The organism is Spirosoma oryzicola (genome assembly GCF_021233055.1).
Taxonomy (GTDB): domain Bacteria; phylum Bacteroidota; class Bacteroidia; order Cytophagales; family Spirosomataceae; genus Spirosoma; species Spirosoma oryzicola.
On record NZ_CP089541.1, the window covers coordinates 112,687 to 135,808 of the forward strand.

A 23,122-nucleotide genomic window follows, 5' to 3' on the forward strand; every position below is an offset into this window, starting at 1 on the left:
AAAAACTATGCGATTTATAAAATACATAAAGGCAGGCTTATGTGCCAGTCTGTTTATGGCTGTGGTTGGCTGCAACGACTATTTAGACATAAACAATAATCCCAACCAGGTGACGACAGCCACTCCTCAGTTGGCTTTACCCAGCGCGCTGGCGACTACCGGCTGGTATCTGTCCGGAAATGTACCACCAGGAAGTGGCACTACAGCCAATACTAATTTTTACTTCCTGAATCTATGGATGGGCTATTGGAACTGGAGCGGAAACTATTCCATCGCCACTTCTGACAAAAACTACCAGTTTACGCAGGGATTTAACAACAGTATCTGGTCCAGCGCTTATTTAAACCTGAGTAACTACAATTATATTGAGAATCAGGCAACAACGTTGAATCAGCCTATTTTGCGGGGTATGGCCAAAATTATGAAAGCACTGCATTTTCATATTCTGGTCGATACCTACGGTGATGTTCCTTACCGCTCGGCGTTACAGGGGACAACCAATATTCTGCCTAGTTACGAAAGTGGTCAGGTGATCTACGAAGACCTGTTTAAACAGATCGACTCAGCAATGGTCTTTCTGAACAACAGCGAAGGCACGCTTAATCCGGGAGCCAACGACATTATGTTCGGAGGTGATGTTTCGAAATGGCTTAAATTTGGCAATACGTTAAAGCTGCGTATGTTGCTGCGCCAGTCGGAGAAGCCAGAACGTGCCCAGTTTATTCAAAGCCAGTTAGCCATTATCAATGCATCAGGCTACGGATTTCTGGGACCTCGCGAGAATGCAAGCGTAAATCCAGGTTATTCGAATTCGCAGAACCAGCAAAATCCACTTTACGGCGCTTTTTACGCGATCAATGGCAACCCAACAACGCTTAATAACCAGTACAAGGGTAATCTCTACGGTATCACATTTTATCAGCAGACAAATGACCCTCGACTGAACGCTTACTACAGACCCGTAGCCGGGACAACCAGCCAGTTTAACGGTACGTATTTCGGCACTACTGATCCGTTGGTCAACAGCCAGGTTTCTGATATTGGACCGGGCGTTCTGCAAAACGTCAGTCAGTCTTCACCAGTTTTACAATCGCACGAAAGCTTATTTATGCAGTCAGAAGCTGCGCAGCGGGGCTGGATCCAGGGCGATCCCAAAGCGCTGTACCAATCAGCAATTACGGAATCGTTTCTCAACGTGGGCCGAACGGCCGCAGAGGCCGCGACCTATTATGCTCAGCCGGGCGTTGCTGACGTAAACTGGGAAGCTTCTCCCAATAAGCTGGAAGCTATCATCACTCAGAAATGGGCTTCAGAGAATGGAACAGCACCGTTTGAAGCCTGGTCGGATTACCGTCGTTTAGGCTTGCCGGCTACAATTCCGATTTCGCAGGACCCTAGCACAACGGTACGGCAGATTCCGGTACGGTTGCTTTACCCAACCAGCGAATACAGCAACAATGCCACCAATGTAGCGGCACAGGGTACAATCAATCAGTTTACCAGCAAGATTTTCTGGATGAAGTAATCGTCAAACGAACCTAACAATGATGAATACCTTAGTAAAGAGCATTATAGCCCTAAGTCTGGCTTTGAGTCTGACTTCATGCCTCAATGATGACGAACACTTTGTCGATTTTGCCAGCGCTGGCTACGTTGCCGAGATTCCGTATGCAGCTAACCGGAGTGTTCTTAAAACCGTGTCGGTACCAGCCACTAGCTCCGGCACCGTTGCTCCTGTTGACGTAAATATTGCTTCCCCCAACCCGCCAACGCAGGATATTCCGGTAACGGTGGCTATCGATCAGGCCGCGTTGACAGCCTACAACACGGCGAATAATACGGCTTACACCCTGCTGCCAGCAACCGCTTTCCAGTTGACAAATCCGACTGTAACAGTCGCTGCGGGTCAGCGGATTGCTACGGTAGCTATTAATCTTATCGGCACTCAGATACCGGCGACGGGTGGCCCATACGCGGTGCCAATCAGTATCACGACGGTTCCCCAGAATGTGATCATCAGCGCTAATTACCACACGCAGATTCTCGTCATTTCACGGACGCAGTAAAAGCGGATATTTTATACGACAAAGCCTTTCCTGTGTACCGCAGTGAGGGGCTTTGTCGTATAAGTTTATTGCTAACTAGCTACTGACAATTTGAGTTAGCTGGGTGAAGTGTTGACGAATGTAAATGCCTTTTGCTGGCATTTACATCAACTGTGGTTCAGGTCCGCGAAAAGGATCAAGCTTGGTATACAGCGGTAGTTTGACGGGTCGCCCTTCCTGAGCCGACTGGTAGATAGCCTCCATGATACGGTGATCCTGCAAGCCTTCTTCTCCGGGTGTAAACGGCTGCTTATTTTGCTGAATACAATCCGAGAAATGGTCCATCTCCGTAGCAAACTGATTTTTTTCCATGATCTCGATTTCATCCCGATGTTCGGTTTGCCCAATGGCGTAAGCCTGCTGCATTTGTAAACCGTTGTAAGCAAATGCGTTCTCGACATTTAACCAACCCCGTTCGGCCAGCACACGATACCGGCGGGACTCATGTGTAAAGTAGTCGGTGCCACAGTTTGCTATAACACCGCTCGGAAATCGCATCTGCCACGACACCAACTCCTCAACTTCCCGAAACAACGGATTGCCGGGAGTGCTGTATTGATAAGCAAATACCTCGGTAGGTTCTTCTCCCAGTAAAAAACGGGCGGTGTTCAAACAGTATAAACCAATATCGGGCAAGGCTCCTCCACCGGCCAGCGCTCTGATGTGTCGCCAATGGTTCGGATTCGCTTCTTGCTGAGCGTTATGCAGTTCTAGATATTTGGGAGCACCGTATAATTTCTGACGGACCTGTTCACGAACATATCGGTTATAAGGTTCGTACTGAATCCGGTACGCAACCATCAGCTTTCGCCCCGCTTTATTACAAGCGTCAATCATTGCCTGCGCCTGTTCCGAGTTGGCAGCCATTGGTTTTTCGGACAGAATATGCTTGCCCGCCTGCGCCCCCCGGATGGTGTATTCAGCATGCATCGCGTTGGGAAGCACGATGTAAATTACCTGCACCTCCGGATTATCTTTTAGTTGATCGTAGGTATCGTAGTTGTAGCAGTTTTGGGGTTTAACGCCGTACTGCTGCGCTACTTTCTGAAGCTTTTGCGGATTCCCGCTGACCAATGCTACCAGTTTCGACTTTCTGCATTCGCCAAAAGCAGGCAGAATATTTTCGAGCGACAAATGCCCCAAACCGACGACAGCATAACCAATACGAGAATCAGGCGGCTGTGGCGAAGGCGTGGGTGGCGTTTGGCGATCAGCATCGCCCCGGATGGGTTCGAGCTTGATTGGCTCGTCAATTTTAGCCGGGATTTCCGCTGGGGGAGAAACAGGTTGAATACGCGGAACTGTGTCAGCCTGAACCTGGGCGGATGGAGTGCTTTTGGGTGGTCGATTTTGACCGTAGGTTGTTAACAAACTCCCCGTTGCCCCGATTGCCAGCGTCCGACCCGTAAATTTTAAAAACTGCTGGCGCGACTGTGGCGACATCGACTCATCAAGCAACGATTTAACTAGTTCTGTAAAGCGATTCATAGGCGCTGTTGCGTTGGTTAGATACTGCTGCTCGATTAACCGCTTCTGCTTTCTATGGTTAAAGACCTTGACCAAAAAGTTAGCTTGGTTCGTCAAACGTTATCCAGTGCCGCTGATGCATGAGCGAACGGTAACTGTTACACATTCCCGCACCCATAAATTCCCTGTAAATCAGACAAGTTTCGCTGTACAACCCCGCCGTTGCCGTTTCATCAGTTTCCAACTGATTTTTTAACCTTAGCCTTGGCACGGCGGTCTTACAGAAGCGCTACATTTTTTCACATCAGTCTATGAAAAAACAATACGTTTTGCAGTCCAGCCGCTGGTTGTTGGTGGCATGGGTACTTTGTTCTGGTCATCTTACCCGTGCGCAAACGCAGCAACCCACAATCCAGTGGCAGCGGACCTTTGAAACCAACGATCTGACGAGTATTACGTCGGTTAGGGCTGTTAAAATAAGCCAAGCGGGGTATGGTTTATTATTAGGAAAAAGTGTGGTTCGTCTGTCGGAAACGGGTGATGTCATTTGGAACAAACCCGTACCAACCACTCAAGAAGACAAATCGGCAATGGCTGTTCCCGTCCGCCAAACAATTGGCATAACGCCAACGCCGGATAGCGGTGTTGTGATACTAGCGCAGGATGCCCAAAACCGCTTCTACGTTACCAAACTGAATGCATCCGGTGATCGGTTGTGGTTGCGCATCATTGATCGTGCCGACACGGGAGCGGCTAGTAAATTGACAGATAATTCGTTGATAACTACTCCCGATGGTAGCTTATTAGTAGCTGGTGCTTTTCGTGATCGGTTGTCCTATCTTACGCTGACCCGATTAAACCAGGAGGGTGCCGTTTCTGGTCAGTGGCGCATCAACTATACCGATGCCGAACAAGGATCACAACCAGCCATCCAGTCCATACTCACTACTGCCGATGGCGGCTATCTATTAGCAGGTAAGACAACAGTTACCGGAACATCGAAAGGGCTGGCCATCAAACTTAACAAGTCCTACCAGATTACCTGGAAAAGCACGTACCCAACGGTTGATTCGCTATCGGCTATCGTGGCTAAACCATCCTCCGATAACACGTACATAGCCATCGGATCGAGCGCGGGCGGAAATGCCCGTTTGCTAACCATTTCACCATTGGGAAAAGAAGATGGTAACCAGATCGCAACCTTTGCGGGATCAACAGCATCCGCCAGGCTAGTTAACAGTGGAACAGGTTATACCATTCTCGATGCAACGGGTGCTCCGGCCAATAATTTTCGGCTGCAAGGCTTCTCTGGTCAACTCGCTCCTGAATGGACAAAAACCGTAGGCGGCTCTGGTAACGACCTGCCTGCCGACCTGCTGGCTAACAGCGACGGGGGCTACTTAGCTCTGGGAACAACAACATCAACCGATGGCGACGTTACGGGTCGATCCGGTAATACGACAGCGGTTTGGGTTGTAAAATTCGGCAGTTCAGCAACGGCAACTACACTTCGTTTAACAGCGCCTACGTATAATTGCCAGACAGGTGCAATCGTGTTTAACACCACGGGCGGTAACGGTACACCGATACTTTACAGTGCTCCGGGAATCACGCGCGCTACCCTGACAGACAATTTTGGCATTGTAGAACAGGAATTACGTAACGATCCTAAAACGGTCATTGTTCAGGCCACGCAAAGCGGACAAACAGTTAATTATGCGTTTGATTTGGCCACTGTTTGTCCAAATGCGCGGCAAGGCGATTCGTCGGCGAGTACGCTTAAGCTTGCTCCGCCTACGTACAACTGTAGTACGGGTGCCATTATATTCCACGCAATCGGTGGCGATGGTTCGACCATTGAGTTTGCTGCGGCTGGTATCACGAACTGGACAACCAATCCAAATCAACGGGTGGATGCTGAATTACGGACCGCTTACGATGCGAAACCCATAACAATTTTGGCTCGTCAAGGTGATCAGGTAGTCTCCTATGTTTTAGACCTGAAAGCAGCGTGCGGTAGAGCGCGCCTAGCGGCTAACGAACCGTCGGCGGTTCCTTCGGTGGCAATTCTAGGTAACCCTGTTAGCGATCTGTTGACAGTTGAAGTAACAGGTATACAGAAACAATCGCTTGTACTACGGTTAACTGATGACAGAGGACGACTGGTAGAGCAACGGTTGATTGAACAACCAATGACTCGTGAGCAACAAACCTTTGACGTACGAAAACAGGGTCCGGGTATGCTGTTCTTACACATGACCATTAGTGGTCAGCAACAAACGATAAAAGTGATAAAACACTGAGTGTAGGTATGTTTATCAACTATTCACGGGCGCATACTTCGGGATGCGCCTACTTTGTTTAAACGCCCCTAAAATCATCAACAAGTGGCACGTATTGAAGCCTGTAACTATCGGTTCAATTAGGCCAAATCCTCGTTTTTTTAGCTTCTTTGACAAGGAAGCGGTTTCATAAATGTCAGTTCTGCTGTCTATGACGAAGTTAGCAAGCCATTTGTGACCATTCCAGACAACGCTCATTTACTACTTGCTGGATAGCTTGTTGACAATCAACCCGTATGGCTGGATTGGCGGGCTAACTCTTTTTTACCAATACGGGTGCCTGCTGATTCGCCTGTTTTGCCTTGCAACAGCCTATGTTTACAATCAATGAACCAACAGTAGGTATCGGTTTGTGTTTAGCTACCATGTTCCTCTGGGGCTCCTGGGCAAACGCGCAGAAATTTGTCACGCAGACCTCTCCGCTCTATGTCTTTTATCGCGACTACGTCTACGGTATTCTTCTTGCTTCTCTTATCATTGCGTTTACATTAGGCAGTTTTGGCGACCAGGGCCGTTCGGTGATGGCGGATGTGAAGCAAGCCGAATTGAACTACATACTTATTGCGCTGGCAGGTGGCGTTGTCTTCAACATTGGCAATATGCTACTTACAGTGGGTATGAGCATTGCCGGAATATCCATTGCAATGCCGGTTGGGACGGGCCTATCATTAGCCATTGGTCTGGTTGTCAATTACCTGGCTAAACCAGAGGGTAGTATTCCCTTGCTGGCCATTGGCGGGGGCGCTATTCTAATCGCTATGGTCTTTAGCTCGCTGGCTTATCAATCCAAGCAAAAAGAAGGCGATCAGGATGCTGACAAGAATAGTAACCGGGGCATCTGGATTGCACTGGCTGGCGGTTTAGTTGCCGGGTTTTTCTTTCGTCTTACTTCCGAATCACTGGTAACGGATCTGGACAAACCGGAGTCGGGACTCTTAACACCGTATACGGGCTTAGTCCTTTTTGCGTTAGGCGTCCTCCTGAGTAACCTTCCGGTAGAATACCTGGTCCGGCGGTTTATTCTTACCGACGAAGACAATCAAGCAACCTACGCGGATACTCCGCTTAATTTGCATCTGGCTGGCATGGGTGGTGGATTAATCTGGGGTGTAGGAATGATAGCACTACTGCTGGGGTCCAAGCAGGCAGGTGATGCGGTTTCTTTCGGACTTAGCCAGGGCGCTACCATCGTCTCGGTACTATGGGGTTTATTCGCCTGGCATGAATTTAAAGATGCACCCCCCAAAGCAAATCGCTATCTCTGGCTAATGGGAATCATTTATGCGCTGGGCCTTGTCCTTATTGTTCTAGCCCGTTCTTAATTGTTCTGCTTTCACCGTTCGAAATCATTCTCAAAACCGAATAAAACAGCTCCACGATACAAGTGGTTTGTCCGACTAGACAACCTGATCAACTCAACATTTAAAAAGATAATTTACCATGAAGTACGGGATAATAACTCTCGGGGTCCTTTGTGTCGGTTTGCTCACCGGCTGCGAAACCGGTATTCGCAGACTCGATTTTGAGAGCAAACAATACATGGCAACCTATAACGTGGACTCGACTAAAGGACTTGACAGCACAAACATCGTCACCTTGATTGACTCTAAAGCCATTTATGTTTTTAGCGAAGACGGCAAAGGAATGAGCCATATCCAGACCGGCATGTTATCGAAAGACACGCCCTTTACGTGGAAGGTACAGAACGACAGCATGTTTATTGATAACAAAGAGTATGCCGTTGAACGGCAGGACCGGGGCTTCATTTTCCGATCTGATTCCGTAAAAATGTTTCTAAGTCCGCAACGCTAGTGAATTGACCGGCTGCTAGTCGGCAGGGCTTCTTTTGATTTGACACTTCCTCTTTACTAAAATGACTCAACAACTTACCGACGCTTCTAAATACAAAAACTGGCGTGCTCATCTAGAGCAAAACGGAAACAGCGTTAAGAACGTGCAACCGTTGTACGTTCATCATGCACAAAAAGATGGAAACGTTTTGTACGCCTTATTGACAATTGACGCGGACACAGCGGAAGGTCAAAAACTGAATCCGATCTGCTTTCTTAAAGGGGATGCCGTTTCGATGCTTGTCGTTCTGATAGCGGAAGAAACAAACGAAAAATACGTTCTTCTGGTCAGGCAACGACGCATCTGCGACGGCTCTTTTACGTACGAGCATCCAGCCGGAATGATTGATCAGGACGACCCATCGCCGGTTGAAGTTGCCGCCCGCGAATTGGGCGAAGAAGCACAATTGGATGTACAGCCAGCGGAGCTAAAGCCCCTTTTCGATAAGCCACTGTATTCGGCTACGTCAACCAGCGACGAAGCGTTGTATTTCTTTTACCTGGAACGGCGAATGCCTTTAGCCGACATTCAGGCATTAAAGGGTAAATCGACAGGTGAGGAAGACGAAAATGAGCACACAACACTCCATGTTGCCACGTTTCCAGAAGCCCACAAACGCGTAAGCAACATCCACGGTGTAATGAGCCATTTGTTGTATTTACAAAAAGTAGGTGATTACGAAACGATAAAAACATTGTAAGCAGAAAGTCGAAATCTATTTATCAATTTCATTAATACAATCAGATCAACCGGTTAGACAAATTTGTACCCGTTGATCTGCGTCAGAACGGTCAGGCGCTAGCCTCGAACAATCCTTCCCTTCAACTCCCTTTTGTCATCGTACCGTTGCCTTATTTATCTCATCTATTGCGCAATCGACTCTAGCAACGATTGTTATGAGTGGAAGCGTGTCGACACGCTTTTCAAACCAACTCAACCCATGAAAACGATACGGATAGCGATCCTTCTGCTTGCACTGGCAGGAAGCGGAAAAGTACTGGCACAGGCAGGTGGAAACTTAAGCGATCATGCTTCGCCAAACAGTAAAGCGCGGACAGGTAGTACGAGTACAAAACCGTCGCAGCAAAAAAACGTGTCTACGGACAAGTCAACCCGCCAGATGGGAAACAACTCAGGCAGCAGTACAACGTCAAGCCAGGGCAATATCAACCGAGGAAATAAATCCGGTACCAAGCCAGCTAGTACGTCGTCAAAATCGCCCAAGAACAATTAACGCTCATGTACATACGCACATTGGAGTTGCACCAAATCCTTACTAGTTGCTACGCCTGTATGCAATTTAGGGATGCAGCCTGACGGCGCGAGTTATAACTACAAATAAAGTAGTATACATGAAAACCTTACAGGAATTTATGGAGCACACGATCCAGGATCTGTACTCCGCCGAAAACCAAATCCTTGAAGCGCTACCGCAGCTTATGGAACATGCGCAGAACGATCAACTGCGGCAGGTATTTCAGTTGCATCAACAACAAACCGAGAAACAAGTAGAAAGGCTCGAACAAATTGCCCAGCAGATGGGCATTGATCCAGACGGCGAAACCTGTTTGGCCATGCAGGGCATTATCGAAGAAGCGCAGGACCTGCTGGCCCAACTCGAAGATGGTCAGGTTGCCGATGCTGCTATAATCGGTGCTGCTCAAAAAGTTGAGCACTATGAAATTGCCGCTTATGGTACGGCCCGAACATTAGCACAACAGGCGGGTCAGGATCAGATTGCCGATTTACTCGAACAAACCCTTAGCGAGGAAAAAGAAACAGATGAGAAGCTTACGGCCATTGCAACTGGTCAGGTCAATCAGAAAGCGGCTCAGTCCTGAGAATAATCACAAGCCCTAATAGTTACACACTGACATAAGATACGTATAGTCGATTAACGCACGGATCACTCCTGTGGTAGTCGACTATACGTGTGTAAGCCTATATAAGAAGATAATCAACCCGGTTATCCACAAAACATCAACCCAACGACTATGGAAAGTAAATTCAAAGTGGCGCGTCACCCTGCCCACCCCATTCTTATTGTTTTTCCGCTAGGCTTATTGTCTACTTCTGTGATTTTTGATGTAGTTTACTTATTAACGGATCGCCCGGTTATGTCTGTTGTCGCTTTCTGGATGAGCGTCGCGGGTATCATCGGTGGGTTTGTCGCTGCTGTTCCGGGCCTTGTTGACTGGATGGCAATTCCATCGGGTACGAGAGCCAAGCAGGTTGGCGCTGTTCACGGCCTGGGTAACGTCGTCGTGTTGGTTTTATTTATTCTCAGTTGGTTACTGCGACGCGACGAACCAAGCAACATTCCGTCTACATTGGCACTGGTCTGTTCGTTTGCCGGATTTGGTCTGGCGGGTATTACCGGTTGGTTGGGAACGGAGTTAGTCTACCGCTTGGGCATGGGCGTTTATGACGGAGCGCATCTTAATGCGCCTAACTCTTTATCGGTTCGTCCAACAAGCGAAGTTCAGACGCCATGATCGAATCAACTACCGTGTACAGTGATTCACCCAGCCAGTAGTCAGGCAAATAACCAGCCAGAAGATACAGGTTCAACCCTTATTTCTTTTGGCTGCCATAAATCTGTTCCTCGAGCCATTATAGCCATTTGGTTCTGTTCAATTGGCTGTTTACGAACTGCGTTTGCTGGGCTTCACTAGACGACTGATCTTTACTAATTTTTCTAAAAAGCGAGAATAGCGCCATTTCCTAACAATTTTTTGTCGGGCTAAGCAGCGGCTAAACGGCTGGAGTTTGCCCTCTGTGAGGGTACTTCATTAGCTACCAAACTCACGTTTGTTCGTAGGTACAATCCCATTTTTATCCATAGTTCCAATGAGATTAAACACGTTGTTATTGACCTTGTGCCTTGCCGGTTGTGGCACCCAAGATCGCTATGAGATGGATTCAGGTTACGCAGCTGGCAACGGCGAGAACGAAGTAGCCAAACGCGTAAGTGGCACATGGCTGCTGAGTACGGACTACCATTACCGCGACCGTTGCAATTACCTGCCCGAAGAATTTGTCAAAAATCTGTTTCAACTGGGCGAGGACGTTGAATTGACGAAATACACCGGGCTGAACGATTGTGAACTACGATGGGGCAACAATCGGGTTGGTTTTTACCTGGAAAGCGACAAACCCTTTGAATCCACCTTTCAGTCAGAGTATTATTTCAATAAGCTTTTTCAGCCGGAAGCTAATAAAGCAACCGCCCAAAACAACTCACGCAAGCCGGTTCTTTTTGGGCAAGCTCCGCAGGGCACCAACTCCGAAGTACCAGCTAGCCTGACGACAACAAGTCCTGAGCAGGATTCAACTCGGGGGGCGGACCCATCTGGTCAAATTGAAGGAATGACGCAGGCTGCGCCACCAATTACTACCCCTGCGAAGAATACAGCCACTGGTGTAGCCGTGAATGACGTGGGCGATAAAGCCATTTGGGAACCGGCCAAAAAGCGACTTCATGTGCTTTACAACAACCACGTGTTTAGTGTAGGAGCCCAGATGCCGGGCGATCAGGCCAAGATCAAACAGGGTTGTATCGGCTTAGCGAAGCTGGTGATCAACTCGTTGAATGACAACACCGATTAACTAGCCAACTGACGACCGACCGAACTTTCCTTTTTCATATTCTTTGCTGTGGTAACTGCTCACGACACAACGTGAGCGTTGCTTATACTCCGTTACTCATCCATGGTACCTTCTTACATCCTCTTTTTTCAAACTCCTCAATCGTATGTTTCTAACGGGCGTCATAATTATTTCAGCCATCTTTATGGGCTGGCTTTTTACTGGATATGCCAACTTACGAGCGGGCAATGCCAGCCACCGGGTTGGCGATCTGACAACCGGAACGGATGCCGCTGATGCAGCCCATGCCGAACACGAACCGCAAAGCAAACTTCAGAAATACATTTTTTCGGAAGATCATAAAACAATTGCCAAGCAATACCTGATCACAGGCATCTTTTGGGCCATAATTGGAATCAGCTTGTCGGTGATGTTTCGGCTTCAGTTAGGCTTCCCTGATATGAAAGTTGATTTTTTACGACCGTTACTGGGCGACTGGATAACCGAGTCGGGCAAGATCGATCAGGATTTTTATTTGGAGATGGTGACAATGCATGGAACCATAATGGTCTTTTTTGTGCTAACCGCCGGTTTAAGTGGTACCTTCTCCAACTTTCTGATACCTCTTCAGGTGGGTGCCCGCGACATGGCATCGGGGTTTCTGAACATGCTTTCGTACTGGTTTTTCTTTATAGCCAGCTTGATCATGTTTTCGTCGCTGTTCGTCTACACAGGTCCGGCAGGTGGCGGCTGGGTGATTTATCCACCCCTGAGCGCTCTGCCACAGGCGCACAAGGGATCACAATTGGGCATGACGCTCTGGCTGATCAGTATGGCGTTTTTTATTGTGTCACAGTTGCTGGGCGGAATCAATTACATTACTACAGTCATTAATTTACGCACACGGGGCATGTCCTTCAGCAAGTTACCTTTAACAGTCTGGGGATTTTTCTTAACGGCGGTTCTGGGCCTGATCTCGTTTCCAGTTCTGTTTTCGGCGGTACTGCTCCTTATCTTCGACCGGCATTTTGGTACAAGCTTTTACCTATCCGAAATCTACATCAAAGGTGAAGCGCTTCCCAACGTAGGCGGTAGTCCGATTCTGTTTCAGCATTTATTCTGGTTTCTGGGGCACCCTGAAGTATACATTGTGATACTTCCTGCCTTTGGTATAACCTCCGAAATCATGGCTACCAATGCGCGTAAACCTATTTTCGGTTACCGGGCCATGATAGCCTCCATGATTGGTATTGCCTTCTTATCCTTCATTGTCTGGGGGCATCATATGTTTGTGTCCGGCATGAATCCTTTTTTAGGATCGGTTTTTATGTTTTTGACGCTAATTATTGCCGTTCCATCGGCAGTTAAAGCCTTTAACTACGTTACGACTCTATGGCGCGGTAATATCCGGTTCACGTCGGCGATGCTGTTCGCCATCGGTTTTGTGTCCTTCTTTATTTCGGGCGGGGTAACGGGTATTATACTCGGCAACGCAACCCTGGACATTCCGCTGCACGATACGTACTTCGTCGTTGCTCATTTCCACTTGGTCATGGGAGCGGCTTCGGCCTTTGGACTTCTGGCCGGAACGTATCACTGGTTTCCCAAGATGTTTGGTCGAATGATGAATGAACGATTAGGCTACATTCATTTCTGGCTGACCTTCGTGGGCATCTATCTCGTGTTTTTTCCCATGCATTACCTGGGCATTGCTGGTTTTCCGCGTCGTTATTATTCGTTTACGAGCTATGACTTCATGAAAGGTAAGTTCGCGGATATGAATAGCTTTATTACCATTGCCGCCATTATCACGTTTACGGCGCAATGGATTTTTATCTGGAATTTCTTTTACAGCATCTTCAAAGGACGCAAGTCTGTCCAGAACCCCTGGCGGTCAAACACCCTCGAATGGACGGCTCCGATCAATCCAGGACATGGCAACTGGCCGGGAGAGTTACCGGCGGTGTACCGCTGGTCGTATGATTACAGCAAACCGGGAGCAAAAGACGATTTTATCCCGCAAAACGTACCGTACTCGCTAACGCTGGAATCAAATCTACCTCACGAAAACGAACAGATTCCGCTGGAAAAAGCAATTGAAGCGCAGAAAATGAATGATCAGTTTGCGCACCCCCACTAATCGACAATGCCTTCGCATCAAACTCCTATCACTATGAACAAAGAGCAAGAATCGACCGATAACGAGAACACCCCAACTAATGGTTCGCAGGAAGCCCCTCGCGAAGAAGGCACAACGGGTGAGACGGAAACCTATGTGGGTAGCCATGCCGATAATTATGATCCCGAAAACACACCAGACCCAGATGGCCCCCGGGATAAGCCTAGTGGCGAAAACACAAAGAACAACGGAGAACAGGGCGGAGGTCTATGGACGAGTGGTGGTCAGGTAACTACCGGCTCTGGCTACAACGAACCAGGTCCCTAGACTACGCCCATCAAAACTAGCCGTTGTGAGCAAACGCTGTATGTTTAGGTAAAAACAGCGTTTGCTCACAACGGCTAGTTTGTGTTTAGTAGTTATCTACGATTGCCCTTCAATCTCCTTCTGCTCGTACTCCTGATCCGTCACAGCTTTTTGGTAACTCAGGATTCTTTACTTGCTCCTATTCGGGTCGATGTCGATAAATGCAATGGTACCAATCAACCGATCAGAGTACATTTTCGACAAAGATCTATAGAGGATTTCGCAGACGATTAATCAGAAAAGAATTAGCTCTTTCACCCCAGCATTTGCCGGATTCATCACAAACCGGTTTCGTTAAGCAACATCTCCTTCAGCGGTTTCGTATTTCTGACAAACCAACTGACCTACGTTTGCTCCATTGGCTACTCAACATCAATCCCAATTTATTATGACTCTTGTTGAATCCACCTCGGTAGTCAATCAGCCGGATATGAACCTATTCACGCATACGGTTCACAGCCCTTCGTACGCCAGTCTGACGGATAATTTTGAGCGTGTTGACAAACTGAAAGATTACTGCATACCCGTCAACTCGTACTTTCCGACGACCGCCATTATGGATGCGCTGTACGCAAAGATGCCTTACGCGCTCAAGTATTATCCGAGCAGCAATTCGGAACTCGCCGAACTGATTTGCCGGTTTGCCGATATTGCTGATCCGAATTCGGTGATTGCAGGGAATGGCTCAACGGAGCTGATTTCCTGGCTTAACACGCTGTACGTGAAAGACAACCTGCTGGTACCCGTGCCGTCATTCGGACGTTGGACAGATGAACCAAAAGGGTTAGGACGACATGTACGCTACGCCTACTATTCCGATCTGAACAACCAGTGTCTGACAGCGGATGAGTTTGTAGATGCCGTTAAACGAACAGGTGTGAGAAACGCTGTGCTTTGTAATCCAAACAATCCTACCGGCTCCATTTTGCAGAAGGAAGATGTGATTTGGATTATGCAGGAGTTAGCATACCTCGATACCCTTATAATTGACGAATCGTTTATTGATTTTTCGCAGAGCGAGCCGCCTACCGTCAAAGATGTCGTTACGGAATTTCCGAATGCCTGGGTCTTAAAAAGTTTAGGCAAAAACCTGGGATTACATGGTTTGCGAATGGGCTACGCCATCAGTCATCCCAAAAACATTGACGCCCTCAAGAAACACGTGCCCTTCTGGAACGTCAACGGGATTACTGAATTGTTGCTAAAGTTGGTGGTTGAGGGTAAAGCCGACTACGAACAAAGTCGGTTACAGGTTATTGCTGACCGCGAGTATCTGAGATCTGCTTTTCAGGAGATTCATGAATTTACCGTTTTTCCGTGTGCGGCCAACTTCATCTACGTCAAATTAACCGATACCATCAACGGTGATTTACTTAGAGATCGCTTGCTGCTTAATCAGCAATGCTTTGTGCGAAACTGCGGCAATAAAATCGGCTGTAGCAGTCAGTATTTTCGAGTAGCGGCCCGCCCCAAGGAAGATATTGATTACCTCATTGCGGCCATCAAACTGGAGCTAAAACAGTTGGCAACAATTGCCTTTATGAGGGACCTCAATAGCGCAGGCTGTTCGATCCATCGAATCACCAAGCAGTCCTTGTAAATTGATTTTATGACTCGGTTCGATAGCCGGATGGACAACCGATTATCGAACCGAGTCAGTTTAGCGTGTTGTTCACCCCAAAAATTGGTCTTTCAACCACATTTATGTCTGCCGGGTAGGGTGTTATTGTACTTTTGTACGCATCTTTCCGTGGAATGGCAGCCTGGTTGAAGTCACATAGCACGAATCTACTAATCGGAATTGCTCTGGTAATTCTACCACTGATTTATTCGGTCTACAGTGGTGTAAGCTGGTCTCCGTTAAGACCGCACGAGCATCTGGTACAGAATGGACTAGCCTATACGCTGCTGGTCCTGTTTTCATACTTGAATCATACGGTATTAGTACCCCGCTGGTTTCTAACAAAACACTACTGGAAATACGCACTTATAGCGGTTAGCTGCGTCTTGGCCGCCGTTTATTTCCCGTATCGGATCGAGCAGTGGTTTTTCTTCAAACCCCCAAAAGAAAATACTCCGCTGGCTTGGGCTCGTCAACTCTTTGTGGAGGAGATGATGCTGACTGGCCCCTATACCCCACAATTTGAATCACATCACGACGAGAACAGACCTGTTTTTAAGCCATTTAATCGGCACCGGGGGCTACGTCAAGATGGCCCACCCCATCCGCCAGATGGTGAACGCCCGAACGACGCTCATGGACCGCCTTTTACGCTGCTCCTTCCGGTCAAGCTAGCCATCTTTTTCTTGTTAGGAAGTGTCAGTTCGCTTATCTCTATTTCCATCCAGACGGCTAGTCGGCTCCATCAGGTTGAAAATGACCAGTTGCAGGCTGAACTTCGCCAGCTTAAAGCGCAGATACAGCCGCATTTTCTCTTCAACACCCTCAACAGTATTTATGCGCTCGCCATTCGGCAGGATGAGCGAACAGCCGATACCATTGTCAAACTCTCGGAATTCATGCGCTATATCATTCGCGACGCGCACCGAGATAAAGTGGCTCTGGCTAAAGAGATTAATTACATTGGTAACTATATTGATCTTCAAAAAGCTCGGCTACGTGATGCGGTTCAGGTGAACTACCGACTTGAAGGGGATGAGACGAACGGAGAAATCGCTCCTTTACTTTTGTTTTCGTTTATTGAGAACGCCTTTAAATACGGGGTAAGTCCGGACGAGGAATCGCGGATTGATATTCGAATCCGGCTTGAAGGTAGTAACCTGGATCTTTATGTCGCCAATAAAAAAGTTCAGGTCAGTTCTTTCGAAAATTCAACGGGTGTGGGTTTGCAAAATACCCGAGAGCGGTTGCGGCTTCTTTACCCTGATACGCACCAGTTAACCATTGACAATAACCCGACCGATTTCCAAGTCAGTCTTAATCTGACTTTATCCGAATGAAAGCCATTGCCCTTGACGACGAACGGCCGGCCCTCGATGTTATCGAAGCCTTTTGTAGCCGAATAGACACGGTAGATCTGGTCAAAACCTTTACCCGAACTGGCGAAGCTCGTTTGTATCTGGAAGCAAACCCCGTCGATCTGATCTTTCTGGACATCAACATGCCGAAGGAGTCGGGACTGGATTTTTTTAGATCCATCACCCAGCAAACCCTCGTTATTTTTACGACGGCATATAGCGAATATGCGCTGGAAAGTTACGAAGTGGAAGCCGTCGATTACCTTTTAAAACCGTACACGTACGATCGTTTCTCGAAAGCGACGCAGCGAGCCCAAGCGCGGTGGCGAACACTCCAGCAGAACCAGGACATGAACAATCAAGGCCCTGGGCAGGCGCACCTCTTTTTTCGGGCGGATTACGGCCTGGTAAAAGTTACCGTTGCCGACATTGTTTTTGTCGAGGGATTGGATAATTACCTGAAAATTCATTTAAAGGAAGGCCATCCTTTAGTCTTGCGGCTTACGATGAAAGCCATGCTGGAAAAACTACCAGCCAATAAATTCATTCGCGTTCACCGGTCTTTCATTGTCGCAATTGACAAAATTCAGTCGATTCGTGGCCGTATGATACTGATTGGAGAGGAGGAAATTCCTGTCGGAAGTAGCTACGAAAAAGACTTTTTTAGTCTGTTCATGAAATAGATCAGCCCTAAACGCTTCCTCTGTTCAATAAAAAATTGGCTTGTTTGCCTCAACTTATTCTTGGGTTAGGACGCTAAATTACCCAGCACTAAAGTATGTCTGTAAGTTAGTTGGTACGCTAAGTTCAGACAAGCAGACGTTGGTATTGAACGCTATCAAGCTAATACGTAAACGGTTTAGAGCCTACAATGGCGGCTATTATTTAACTAAATATACGTCGGAGTTAGCGAGTACCTATATCCCCTATTCGGGTGCGACCTCCGTAGCCAGCCAGAATGACTACATCCGCATTGATGGACCGAGTCTATGGATTGAGTTCTCCTACCAAGGTGGGGTAATTATCCGAAATACCCCTCATTCCCACTCCGTCTGGCGTGATCATACCAGCGATTGTGGGGTAACTAATGTCGGTTTAGGTGCCTCGTTTTGAAGCGCATCACATCCAATTTGGGCGCTGGTGCGCTTTTTCTTTGGTTCGATTTAACCCCGTAATTTTTATGATTCACCACAAATTCAAGGTAATTACCCCTAACCTGGCGGGGTTGACCACTACTTTTCCTATATCCGCTTAGTAAAGCCGATTTTTGATTTGGCAGCGAACCCCATTGTTTTTGGCACTAAGGTGAATTGAATAGTTTGTCGGTATGTGATTCGTTCACCACAACATTTCGACTCTTTACCCCAACACAGACGGTTTTTGCAACAGCGATCAACGGTTTTAAGTACTCGTAAATAAGCAATCAAGCGCTGACAGAACGTATTCAGCAAACATTATGAAACGCAACAACGTAACTCTTTTCCTACTGATCCTACTGGGCTTTAGTACCAGCTTTGAATCTTGCAAATCAACGGATGTTGATGCGACCAGCACAACGGGGTCAACGACGGGGTCAACAACAAACGCTTCCAGTTCGATTACAACCGCTCTGTCAGCTACAGCCACAACAACAACCTGTGGTTCGACGGGCGTCGCTCAAATCGTTTGCCTGGCCGAAGCCTTCAAAGCTACCTTGAGCAGTACGCAAGTATCGACGGTGCAATTGAGTTACTCGAAGGCCAACGCACAGAAATGGTCTAACTTACCAGCAGGAATGTCTGCACGCATAGGTATCAACCTGGGTGCGCTCAGTGATACCCAACTGGCGGCTTTCCGCAACCTGATGGTGGCTGTACTGGCGTTAAATAATACGAACGAAGGGTATGATGAGATGCTGGGCAACCTAGTCGCCGATGATTACCTAAACACCATTGGTGGAGGATCTACGTACGGGGCTGGTAATTATTTCGTATCATTTTTAGGCACGCCTAGCACCAGTAGTTTATGGTCTATCTTGTTTACGGGCCACCATTATACCCAGCCCATCACGTTCAACGCGGGAGCGGTCACAGGTGTTACACCGGCTTTCCGAGGTACCGAGCCGCAGGCAGCCGTCACCGCAGGGAATCGTACGTATCAGGCATTTGAGCAGGAACGTGTCGCTTTTGCTGCCTTGTTAACGGGTTTAAGCGCTACCGAACAAACCACGGCTAAACTGTCCGGCAGTTATAACGATTTGGTACTGGGGCCGGGACAGGATGGGAAGTTTCCAGCGACCAAATCAGGCTTACAGGTAGGCAGTCTGAGTAGCGATAAGCAGACACTGGTACTAAACGCCATTCGCCTTTACGTCAATGATCTGGATGCGTCTGCGGCAGCAGCCGTGTTAACCAAATACACCTCAGAATTGGCAAATACGTATGTCTCGTATTCAGGCACGACAGCCATGAGTTCCCAGGGCGATTATGTGCGTATTGATGGACCAAGTGTATGGATCGAGTTCTCCTACCAAGGTGGAGTAATTATCCGAAACACCCCTCATTCCCACTCCGTCTGGCGTGATCATACCAGCGATTATGGCGGCAATTAGAATGTCATTGCTGCCTTAACTCGTACGAGTACAACAGCGCGGATTGATTACCCTCGATTGGTGGCCAGCGATAAGCGAAACATGATGTTAACGCCTTTTCTAGTGAATAAAGTAAGCTTTGTCAATAGTCGTCGATCCAGATGGCGATTGATTTTGACTATACTCGCACTGGCCATTGGCCGACCAGAGTTAGCGACTGCTCACCCCATGCCGAACTCGGTGGTTCTGCTCAACGTTCATGCTAACCGCATCGACGCCGAGCTACAAATTCCACTCGTGGAGCTGCAATCGGCTTTGGGGCACGCCGTAAACGACTCGTCGGCAGGGCTGGTAGCACGGTTGGGTCCTCAACTTAGGGAATACCTCAAGACGCATATCCGTCCACAAAGTCCCGACGGGCGTTTCTGGAACGTAACGGTTGGCGAATTGACCGTCCACGAAAGTCAGAATCCAATCAACGGCGTTTATCGCGAACTCACGGCTCAGGTACAGATGCTTCCCCCGGTACGACAATCTGGTCAGGGCGAAGACGTACGACAATTTACCTTTTACTACGACGTAGTATTGCACCAGGTAATGACCCATAAAATTCTGGTGTCGGTACGTCAAGACTGGGTACGCGGGCAACTAGCCGAATCCGAACCGGTTCAGGTAGGAGAAATTAGCCTGGATATTGTTAACAATCGCATTTTACCGCTGTCAGTTAACCTGGCATCGGGTAGCTTCTGGACGGGTTTTACAGCGATGGTTAACCTGGGAATGCAGCACATTGCCGAAGGAACTGACCATTTGCTGTTTTTGCTTGTGTTGTTACTACCCGCTATGTTGCAGGTAACGGGCGGTCCAGGACAACGATTTGTCTGGGGCCGATTTGGCGGGGTTCGTTATAGCCTGAAGCGACTGTTGCTCATTGTTACGGCCTTTACGATAGGCCATTCAATTACATTGCTGGCGGGATCGCTAGGCTGGGTACGGCTTCCCTCGCAGCCGGTTGAAATTTTGATAGCCGTATCGATTCTCGTGTCTGCCATCCATGCCGTTCGCCCTATTTTTCCAGGTCGCGAAGCCTGGATAGCGGCTGGCTTCGGGCTAATTCATGGGCTTGCCTTTGCCAGTTCGCTGGCCAATCTGCAACTTGATGCGGGCCCCATGGCACTAAGTATTCTGGGTTTCAGTCTGGGTATTGAGTTGATGCAGCTATTTATTATTTTGCTGACGATCCCCTGGTTGATGCTGTTGAGCCGCACACAAGCCTACGGACTTGTTCGGTTGACAGGTGCCTTGCTGGCAGCCATAGCGGCTATTGCGTGGGTGGTTGAACGGATCACGGGTCAACCGAATTCATTGACACAGGGAATCGAGTTAGTATCTCCTTACGCGCCTTATGGATTGGGCGTGTTGGCAATACTAGCGTTACTACTCACCTGGCGTACGAATCGGCTGCGTCAACTTCCGGAATTCTAAAATCCGGTGGTTATATTCTTAGCAAAAAAGATTGGTCGTAGCCGACAAATTTGACAACAAGTGCCATTGGCTTCTTTTTGTCAAATAAACATGGTTAGCTGATGGTTTCATTAAGTTAATCAATACTCATCCAGTTACCAAAAGCTTATAGACAGATGTAGTCGGTTCAATATAAGCCAGACAGGGCTCGTTCTTCCGCGTTGTGAAGAATGAGCCCTGTTTATATAAAAAGCAACTTCTTACTGCCTGGATGGGGGAGACCGCCAGCCACGTTTAATCAAGCAAGCACTTTGAATTTTGCTTGTAAATTACCGGGCATGATAAAGCGCTATTGGATTAAGCTTTTATGAGTGACTCCGCCCCATCGATCCAGATAGGCGTACCCGTAATGTGGCTGGCCCGGTCAGAAGCCAGGAATAAAGCTAGTTGAGCCACCTGTTCAGCGTTACCAGGCGCTCCATCGGTCAGGGGAGTCTTACCTTCGGGGAACACCACCGGCTCCTGTTCGCGTTCCAGATTGCGCTGTTGGGTGCTTTGATCAATGTGGGTGTCAATCGCTCCGGGACAAATCACATTCACCCGAATGCGGTACTTAGCCAGTTCAAGCGCTGTCATTTTGGCAAAGGCTACCTGAGCAGCTTTAGAACAGGAATAAGCCGTTGCCCCCGTATTGCTAAAGGTTCGTGTGCCGTTTACCGAAGACGTTATTAGAATGGCGCCCCCTGCCACTTTCAACAGCGGAAGTGCATATTTGACAGTCAGGAACGTACCGCGCAGATTGATATTAATTGTTTGATCCCATTCCTCGGGCTCAATTTCGTCGATCGGTGCCCAAACCCCATTAATCCCTGCATTGGCAAAAACCACGTCGAGTCGGTCCCATTGCTGCTGAATCTGCTCAATAGCCTGTTGCATATCGCTAACCTGAGAGACATCAGCCACAATACCCAGTGCCTGCCCACCCTTTTGGGTGATTTGCTCGACAGTCTGTTTAACGTTGTCATCGGAAAGGTCCAGTACGGCAACCCGAGCACCTTGCTGAGCGAAGCATAAAGCAGTGGCCTGACCAATTCCTGAGCCGGCCCCCGTAATCAGAGCAACTTTACCTTCTAATTCTTGCATACGCTGTGTCGTTGTTTGTGAATGTATACTAAAGCCTGTTCTAGATAAAGTGTCGAGCGAGCGATTTGTTATGAATTTAAGGTCATGATCGTCAGAGTAAATTGTTTTCCGAGGGCTATTTGAGCGGCTCATCCCCGAACAATGGGTAAAGTTGATTCATCTCTATGAGTTGTGGCCATTGGCTCATTGATGCTACTTATTGCGTCACAGATTGAGCTACGCGCGTGGTTAACTGGTTAATTCAAGAATGCCAGCAGATGTAAAGTACGCTAGTTGCCTTCCTAATAGCTGTTGGCTAATTGGTATCCTCTAAAACTTGGTCCAATGAGCATCATTAAAAAAATAGTGGAGACGATCAAAGACGATGTAGAGGCTCTGCAAGGCAACCAGACCAAGGACAAACGCTATCAAAGTGAGGCTACCTATCCTGACGAAACTACGGCTCGGCAAGCTTTCACCCAGGCTAGAGAAAAGCTTTTGGCTGTCAATAGCTGGTCGAACCTACCAGGAATATCGGCTACTTTTACGGTCTACGATCAACGGGGAAATCGTATCGACAACAACGATTCGCTAGTCGTTGGTCACTTTATTCTCATTGAGCTACCGGGTCCTTTACCGCATAACTGGGTCCGGGTCGTTGCGATAACTAATGACGATACAGCCGCTGAATTTACGGTAGTACCCAGCGAAAGCCCTCAGCATCATGAGGAGTCAACAGCCCCGATTGAACACTTTTTTACCGATGAAGCCAGCAGTACATTCCGGGTGGAGCGGCAGGGTACTCGACTGATAGCCTGCGAGATTGGTCAAAATGAACGGGTCAATAATGCGAAAGAGACCGCTGGAAAACGGTCGGTAGTCAACACCTTACTTGCAGCTGGTGGTTGGGCGATGTTTCAGGAAACACAGTGGAAAAAACTAACCGATTATCTGGTAGAGCCGTAGCCGTTGACCTACTCAGGCGACTGACTTATCCGAAACGGATCGGATTTAAACGAATGGATGTCCTGTTTTTTCCGTTTTCGGCGTGTCTGATGAATCTTACAAACCATGACCATTTGCTTACTTATTAATCTTTAAATGACAGGCCGACTACTTGTTTTAGTTAGTATTTTGATGATTTACAGGT

General features: G+C 48.0%; 21 protein-coding genes. 19 read left to right on the forward strand and 2 right to left on the reverse strand.

All coding sequences use genetic code 11. From position 1 onward, the window contains the following. Nucleotides 1-7: 7 nt before the first annotated feature. Both LQ777_RS26705 and LQ777_RS26710 read left to right on the forward strand, forming a co-directional pair. Nucleotides 8-1,525: a SusD/RagB family nutrient-binding outer membrane lipoprotein gene (locus tag LQ777_RS26705; protein ID WP_232563332.1), complete on the forward strand. Its 1,518-nt coding sequence runs from the start codon at nucleotides 8-10 to the stop codon at nucleotides 1,523-1,525. Nucleotides 1,526-1,544: 19 nt separating this feature from the next. After that, nucleotides 1,545-2,066, forward strand: a complete 522-nt coding sequence (locus tag LQ777_RS26710) for a DUF1735 domain-containing protein (RefSeq protein ID WP_232563333.1) — start codon at nucleotides 1,545-1,547, stop codon at nucleotides 2,064-2,066. Nucleotides 2,067-2,207: 141 nt separating this feature from the next. On the opposite strand, the gene LQ777_RS26715 is transcribed toward LQ777_RS26710, so the two are convergent. Then, nucleotides 2,208-3,593 carry a Gfo/Idh/MocA family protein gene (locus tag LQ777_RS26715; RefSeq protein ID WP_232563334.1) on the reverse strand — a complete coding sequence of 462 codons (1,386 nt, stop codon included), beginning with the start codon at nucleotides 3,591-3,593 and terminating at the stop codon, nucleotides 2,208-2,210. Between the two features lie 290 nt (nucleotides 3,594-3,883). Here LQ777_RS26715 and LQ777_RS26720 point away from each other — a divergent pair, with 290 nt between their 5' ends. The 16 genes from LQ777_RS26720 (at nucleotide 3,884) to LQ777_RS26795 (ending at nucleotide 20,871) form a co-directional block, all read left to right on the forward strand. Beyond that, a complete protein-coding gene (locus LQ777_RS26720; RefSeq protein WP_232563335.1) occupies nucleotides 3,884-5,875 on the forward strand; it encodes a T9SS type A sorting domain-containing protein in 1,992 nt (663 codons plus the stop codon). A gap of 353 nt (nucleotides 5,876-6,228) precedes the next feature. Further along, nucleotides 6,229-7,236 (forward strand): GRP family sugar transporter, encoded by a 1,008-nt coding sequence (locus LQ777_RS26725; RefSeq protein WP_232563336.1) that lies wholly within the window; start codon nucleotides 6,229-6,231, stop codon nucleotides 7,234-7,236. 217 nt (nucleotides 7,237-7,453) lie between these two features. Continuing rightward, nucleotides 7,454-7,726, forward strand: a complete 273-nt coding sequence (locus LQ777_RS26730; protein WP_232563337.1) for a hypothetical protein — start codon at nucleotides 7,454-7,456, stop codon at nucleotides 7,724-7,726. Nucleotides 7,727-7,787: 61 nt separating this feature from the next. Next, nucleotides 7,788-8,465 (forward strand): NUDIX hydrolase, encoded by a 678-nt coding sequence (locus tag LQ777_RS26735; RefSeq protein ID WP_232563338.1) that lies wholly within the window; start codon nucleotides 7,788-7,790, stop codon nucleotides 8,463-8,465. A gap of 240 nt (nucleotides 8,466-8,705) precedes the next feature. Next, on the forward strand, nucleotides 8,706-8,999 hold the full coding sequence (locus LQ777_RS26740; RefSeq protein ID WP_232563339.1) for a hypothetical protein: 294 nt from the start codon (nucleotides 8,706-8,708) through the stop codon (nucleotides 8,997-8,999). Nucleotides 9,000-9,117: 118 nt separating this feature from the next. Next, nucleotides 9,118-9,606 (forward strand): ferritin-like domain-containing protein, encoded by a 489-nt coding sequence (locus tag LQ777_RS26745; protein ID WP_232563340.1) that lies wholly within the window; start codon nucleotides 9,118-9,120, stop codon nucleotides 9,604-9,606. Between the two features lie 153 nt (nucleotides 9,607-9,759). Continuing rightward, nucleotides 9,760-10,260, forward strand: a complete 501-nt coding sequence (locus tag LQ777_RS26750) for a DUF2231 domain-containing protein (protein WP_232563341.1) — start codon at nucleotides 9,760-9,762, stop codon at nucleotides 10,258-10,260. A 355-nt stretch (nucleotides 10,261-10,615) separates the two neighbouring features. Further along, nucleotides 10,616-11,374, forward strand: a complete 759-nt coding sequence (locus tag LQ777_RS26755; RefSeq protein ID WP_232563342.1) for a hypothetical protein — start codon at nucleotides 10,616-10,618, stop codon at nucleotides 11,372-11,374. Nucleotides 11,375-11,519: 145 nt separating this feature from the next. After that, nucleotides 11,520-13,493 (forward strand): cytochrome c oxidase subunit I, encoded by a 1,974-nt coding sequence (locus LQ777_RS26760; RefSeq protein ID WP_232563343.1) that lies wholly within the window; start codon nucleotides 11,520-11,522, stop codon nucleotides 13,491-13,493. Nucleotides 13,494-13,526: 33 nt separating this feature from the next. After that, nucleotides 13,527-13,799 carry a hypothetical protein gene (locus tag LQ777_RS26765; RefSeq protein ID WP_232563344.1) on the forward strand — a complete coding sequence of 91 codons (273 nt, stop codon included), beginning with the start codon at nucleotides 13,527-13,529 and terminating at the stop codon, nucleotides 13,797-13,799. Nucleotides 13,800-14,226: 427 nt separating this feature from the next. Then, the gene (locus LQ777_RS26770) at nucleotides 14,227-15,438 is read left to right on the forward strand and encodes a pyridoxal phosphate-dependent aminotransferase (RefSeq protein ID WP_232563345.1); all 1,212 of its coding nucleotides are present in this window, start codon (nucleotides 14,227-14,229) and stop codon (nucleotides 15,436-15,438) included. Nucleotides 15,439-15,593: 155 nt separating this feature from the next. Then, nucleotides 15,594-16,799, forward strand: coding sequence for a sensor histidine kinase (locus LQ777_RS26775; RefSeq protein WP_232563346.1), 1,206 nt, complete (start codon nucleotides 15,594-15,596; stop codon nucleotides 16,797-16,799). Further along, a complete protein-coding gene (locus tag LQ777_RS26780) occupies nucleotides 16,796-17,500 on the forward strand; it encodes a LytR/AlgR family response regulator transcription factor (RefSeq protein WP_232563347.1) in 705 nt (234 codons plus the stop codon). The genes LQ777_RS26775 and LQ777_RS26780 overlap by 4 nt, the downstream gene beginning before the upstream one ends. 40 nt (nucleotides 17,501-17,540) lie before the next feature. Next, complete coding sequence (locus tag LQ777_RS26785; protein WP_425276967.1) at nucleotides 17,541-17,930, forward strand: DUF3500 domain-containing protein; 390 nt, start codon at nucleotides 17,541-17,543, stop codon at nucleotides 17,928-17,930. Between the two features lie 343 nt (nucleotides 17,931-18,273). After that, the gene (locus LQ777_RS26790) at nucleotides 18,274-19,407 is read left to right on the forward strand and encodes a DUF3500 domain-containing protein (RefSeq protein WP_232563349.1); all 1,134 of its coding nucleotides are present in this window, start codon (nucleotides 18,274-18,276) and stop codon (nucleotides 19,405-19,407) included. A gap of 81 nt (nucleotides 19,408-19,488) precedes the next feature. Further along, entirely contained in the window at nucleotides 19,489-20,871 is a 1,383-nt protein-coding gene (locus LQ777_RS26795; RefSeq protein ID WP_232563350.1) for a HupE/UreJ family protein, read from the forward strand. Nucleotides 20,872-21,207: 336 nt separating this feature from the next. Here the strand turns inward: LQ777_RS26795 and LQ777_RS26800 are convergent, their stop codons facing one another. Then, on the reverse strand, nucleotides 21,208-21,993 hold the full coding sequence (locus LQ777_RS26800) for an SDR family oxidoreductase (RefSeq protein WP_232563351.1): 786 nt from the start codon (nucleotides 21,991-21,993) through the stop codon (nucleotides 21,208-21,210). A 324-nt stretch (nucleotides 21,994-22,317) separates the two neighbouring features. Here LQ777_RS26800 and LQ777_RS26805 point away from each other — a divergent pair, with 324 nt between their 5' ends. Further along, nucleotides 22,318-22,938 carry a hypothetical protein gene (locus LQ777_RS26805; protein ID WP_232563352.1) on the forward strand — a complete coding sequence of 207 codons (621 nt, stop codon included), beginning with the start codon at nucleotides 22,318-22,320 and terminating at the stop codon, nucleotides 22,936-22,938. Nucleotides 22,939-23,122 lie beyond the last annotated feature (184 nt).

Excerpts from the sequence above, each read along its gene's own strand:
- LQ777_RS26775 (WP_232563346.1), top strand. The coding sequence starts at position 15,594 with ATGGCAGCCTGGTTGAAGTCACATAGCACGAATCTACTAATCGGAATT.
- LQ777_RS26800 (WP_232563351.1), bottom strand. The coding sequence starts at position 21,993 with ATGCAAGAATTAGAAGGTAAAGTTGCTCTGATTACGGGGGCCGGCTCA.
- LQ777_RS26745 (WP_232563340.1), top strand. The coding sequence starts at position 9,118 with ATGAAAACCTTACAGGAATTTATGGAGCACACGATCCAGGATCTGTAC.
- LQ777_RS26780 (WP_232563347.1), top strand. The coding sequence starts at position 16,796 with ATGAAAGCCATTGCCCTTGACGACGAACGGCCGGCCCTCGATGTTATC.
- LQ777_RS26795 (WP_232563350.1), top strand. The coding sequence starts at position 19,489 with ATGATGTTAACGCCTTTTCTAGTGAATAAAGTAAGCTTTGTCAATAGT.
- LQ777_RS26730 (WP_232563337.1), top strand. The coding sequence starts at position 7,454 with ATGGCAACCTATAACGTGGACTCGACTAAAGGACTTGACAGCACAAAC.
- LQ777_RS26755 (WP_232563342.1), top strand. The coding sequence starts at position 10,616 with ATGAGATTAAACACGTTGTTATTGACCTTGTGCCTTGCCGGTTGTGGC.
- LQ777_RS26705 (WP_232563332.1), top strand. The coding sequence starts at position 8 with ATGCGATTTATAAAATACATAAAGGCAGGCTTATGTGCCAGTCTGTTT.
- LQ777_RS26790 (WP_232563349.1), top strand. The coding sequence starts at position 18,274 with ATGAAACGCAACAACGTAACTCTTTTCCTACTGATCCTACTGGGCTTT.
- LQ777_RS26720 (WP_232563335.1), top strand. The coding sequence starts at position 3,884 with ATGAAAAAACAATACGTTTTGCAGTCCAGCCGCTGGTTGTTGGTGGCA.
- LQ777_RS26725 (WP_232563336.1), top strand. The coding sequence starts at position 6,229 with ATGTTTACAATCAATGAACCAACAGTAGGTATCGGTTTGTGTTTAGCT.
- LQ777_RS26740 (WP_232563339.1), top strand. The coding sequence starts at position 8,706 with ATGAAAACGATACGGATAGCGATCCTTCTGCTTGCACTGGCAGGAAGC.
- LQ777_RS26770 (WP_232563345.1), top strand. The coding sequence starts at position 14,227 with ATGACTCTTGTTGAATCCACCTCGGTAGTCAATCAGCCGGATATGAAC.
- LQ777_RS26750 (WP_232563341.1), top strand. The coding sequence starts at position 9,760 with ATGGAAAGTAAATTCAAAGTGGCGCGTCACCCTGCCCACCCCATTCTT.
- LQ777_RS26760 (WP_232563343.1), top strand. The coding sequence starts at position 11,520 with ATGTTTCTAACGGGCGTCATAATTATTTCAGCCATCTTTATGGGCTGG.
- LQ777_RS26735 (WP_232563338.1), top strand. The coding sequence starts at position 7,788 with ATGACTCAACAACTTACCGACGCTTCTAAATACAAAAACTGGCGTGCT.
- LQ777_RS26715 (WP_232563334.1), bottom strand. The coding sequence starts at position 3,593 with ATGAATCGCTTTACAGAACTAGTTAAATCGTTGCTTGATGAGTCGATG.
- LQ777_RS26805 (WP_232563352.1), top strand. The coding sequence starts at position 22,318 with ATGAGCATCATTAAAAAAATAGTGGAGACGATCAAAGACGATGTAGAG.
- LQ777_RS26765 (WP_232563344.1), top strand. The coding sequence starts at position 13,527 with ATGAACAAAGAGCAAGAATCGACCGATAACGAGAACACCCCAACTAAT.
- LQ777_RS26710 (WP_232563333.1), top strand. The coding sequence starts at position 1,545 with ATGATGAATACCTTAGTAAAGAGCATTATAGCCCTAAGTCTGGCTTTG.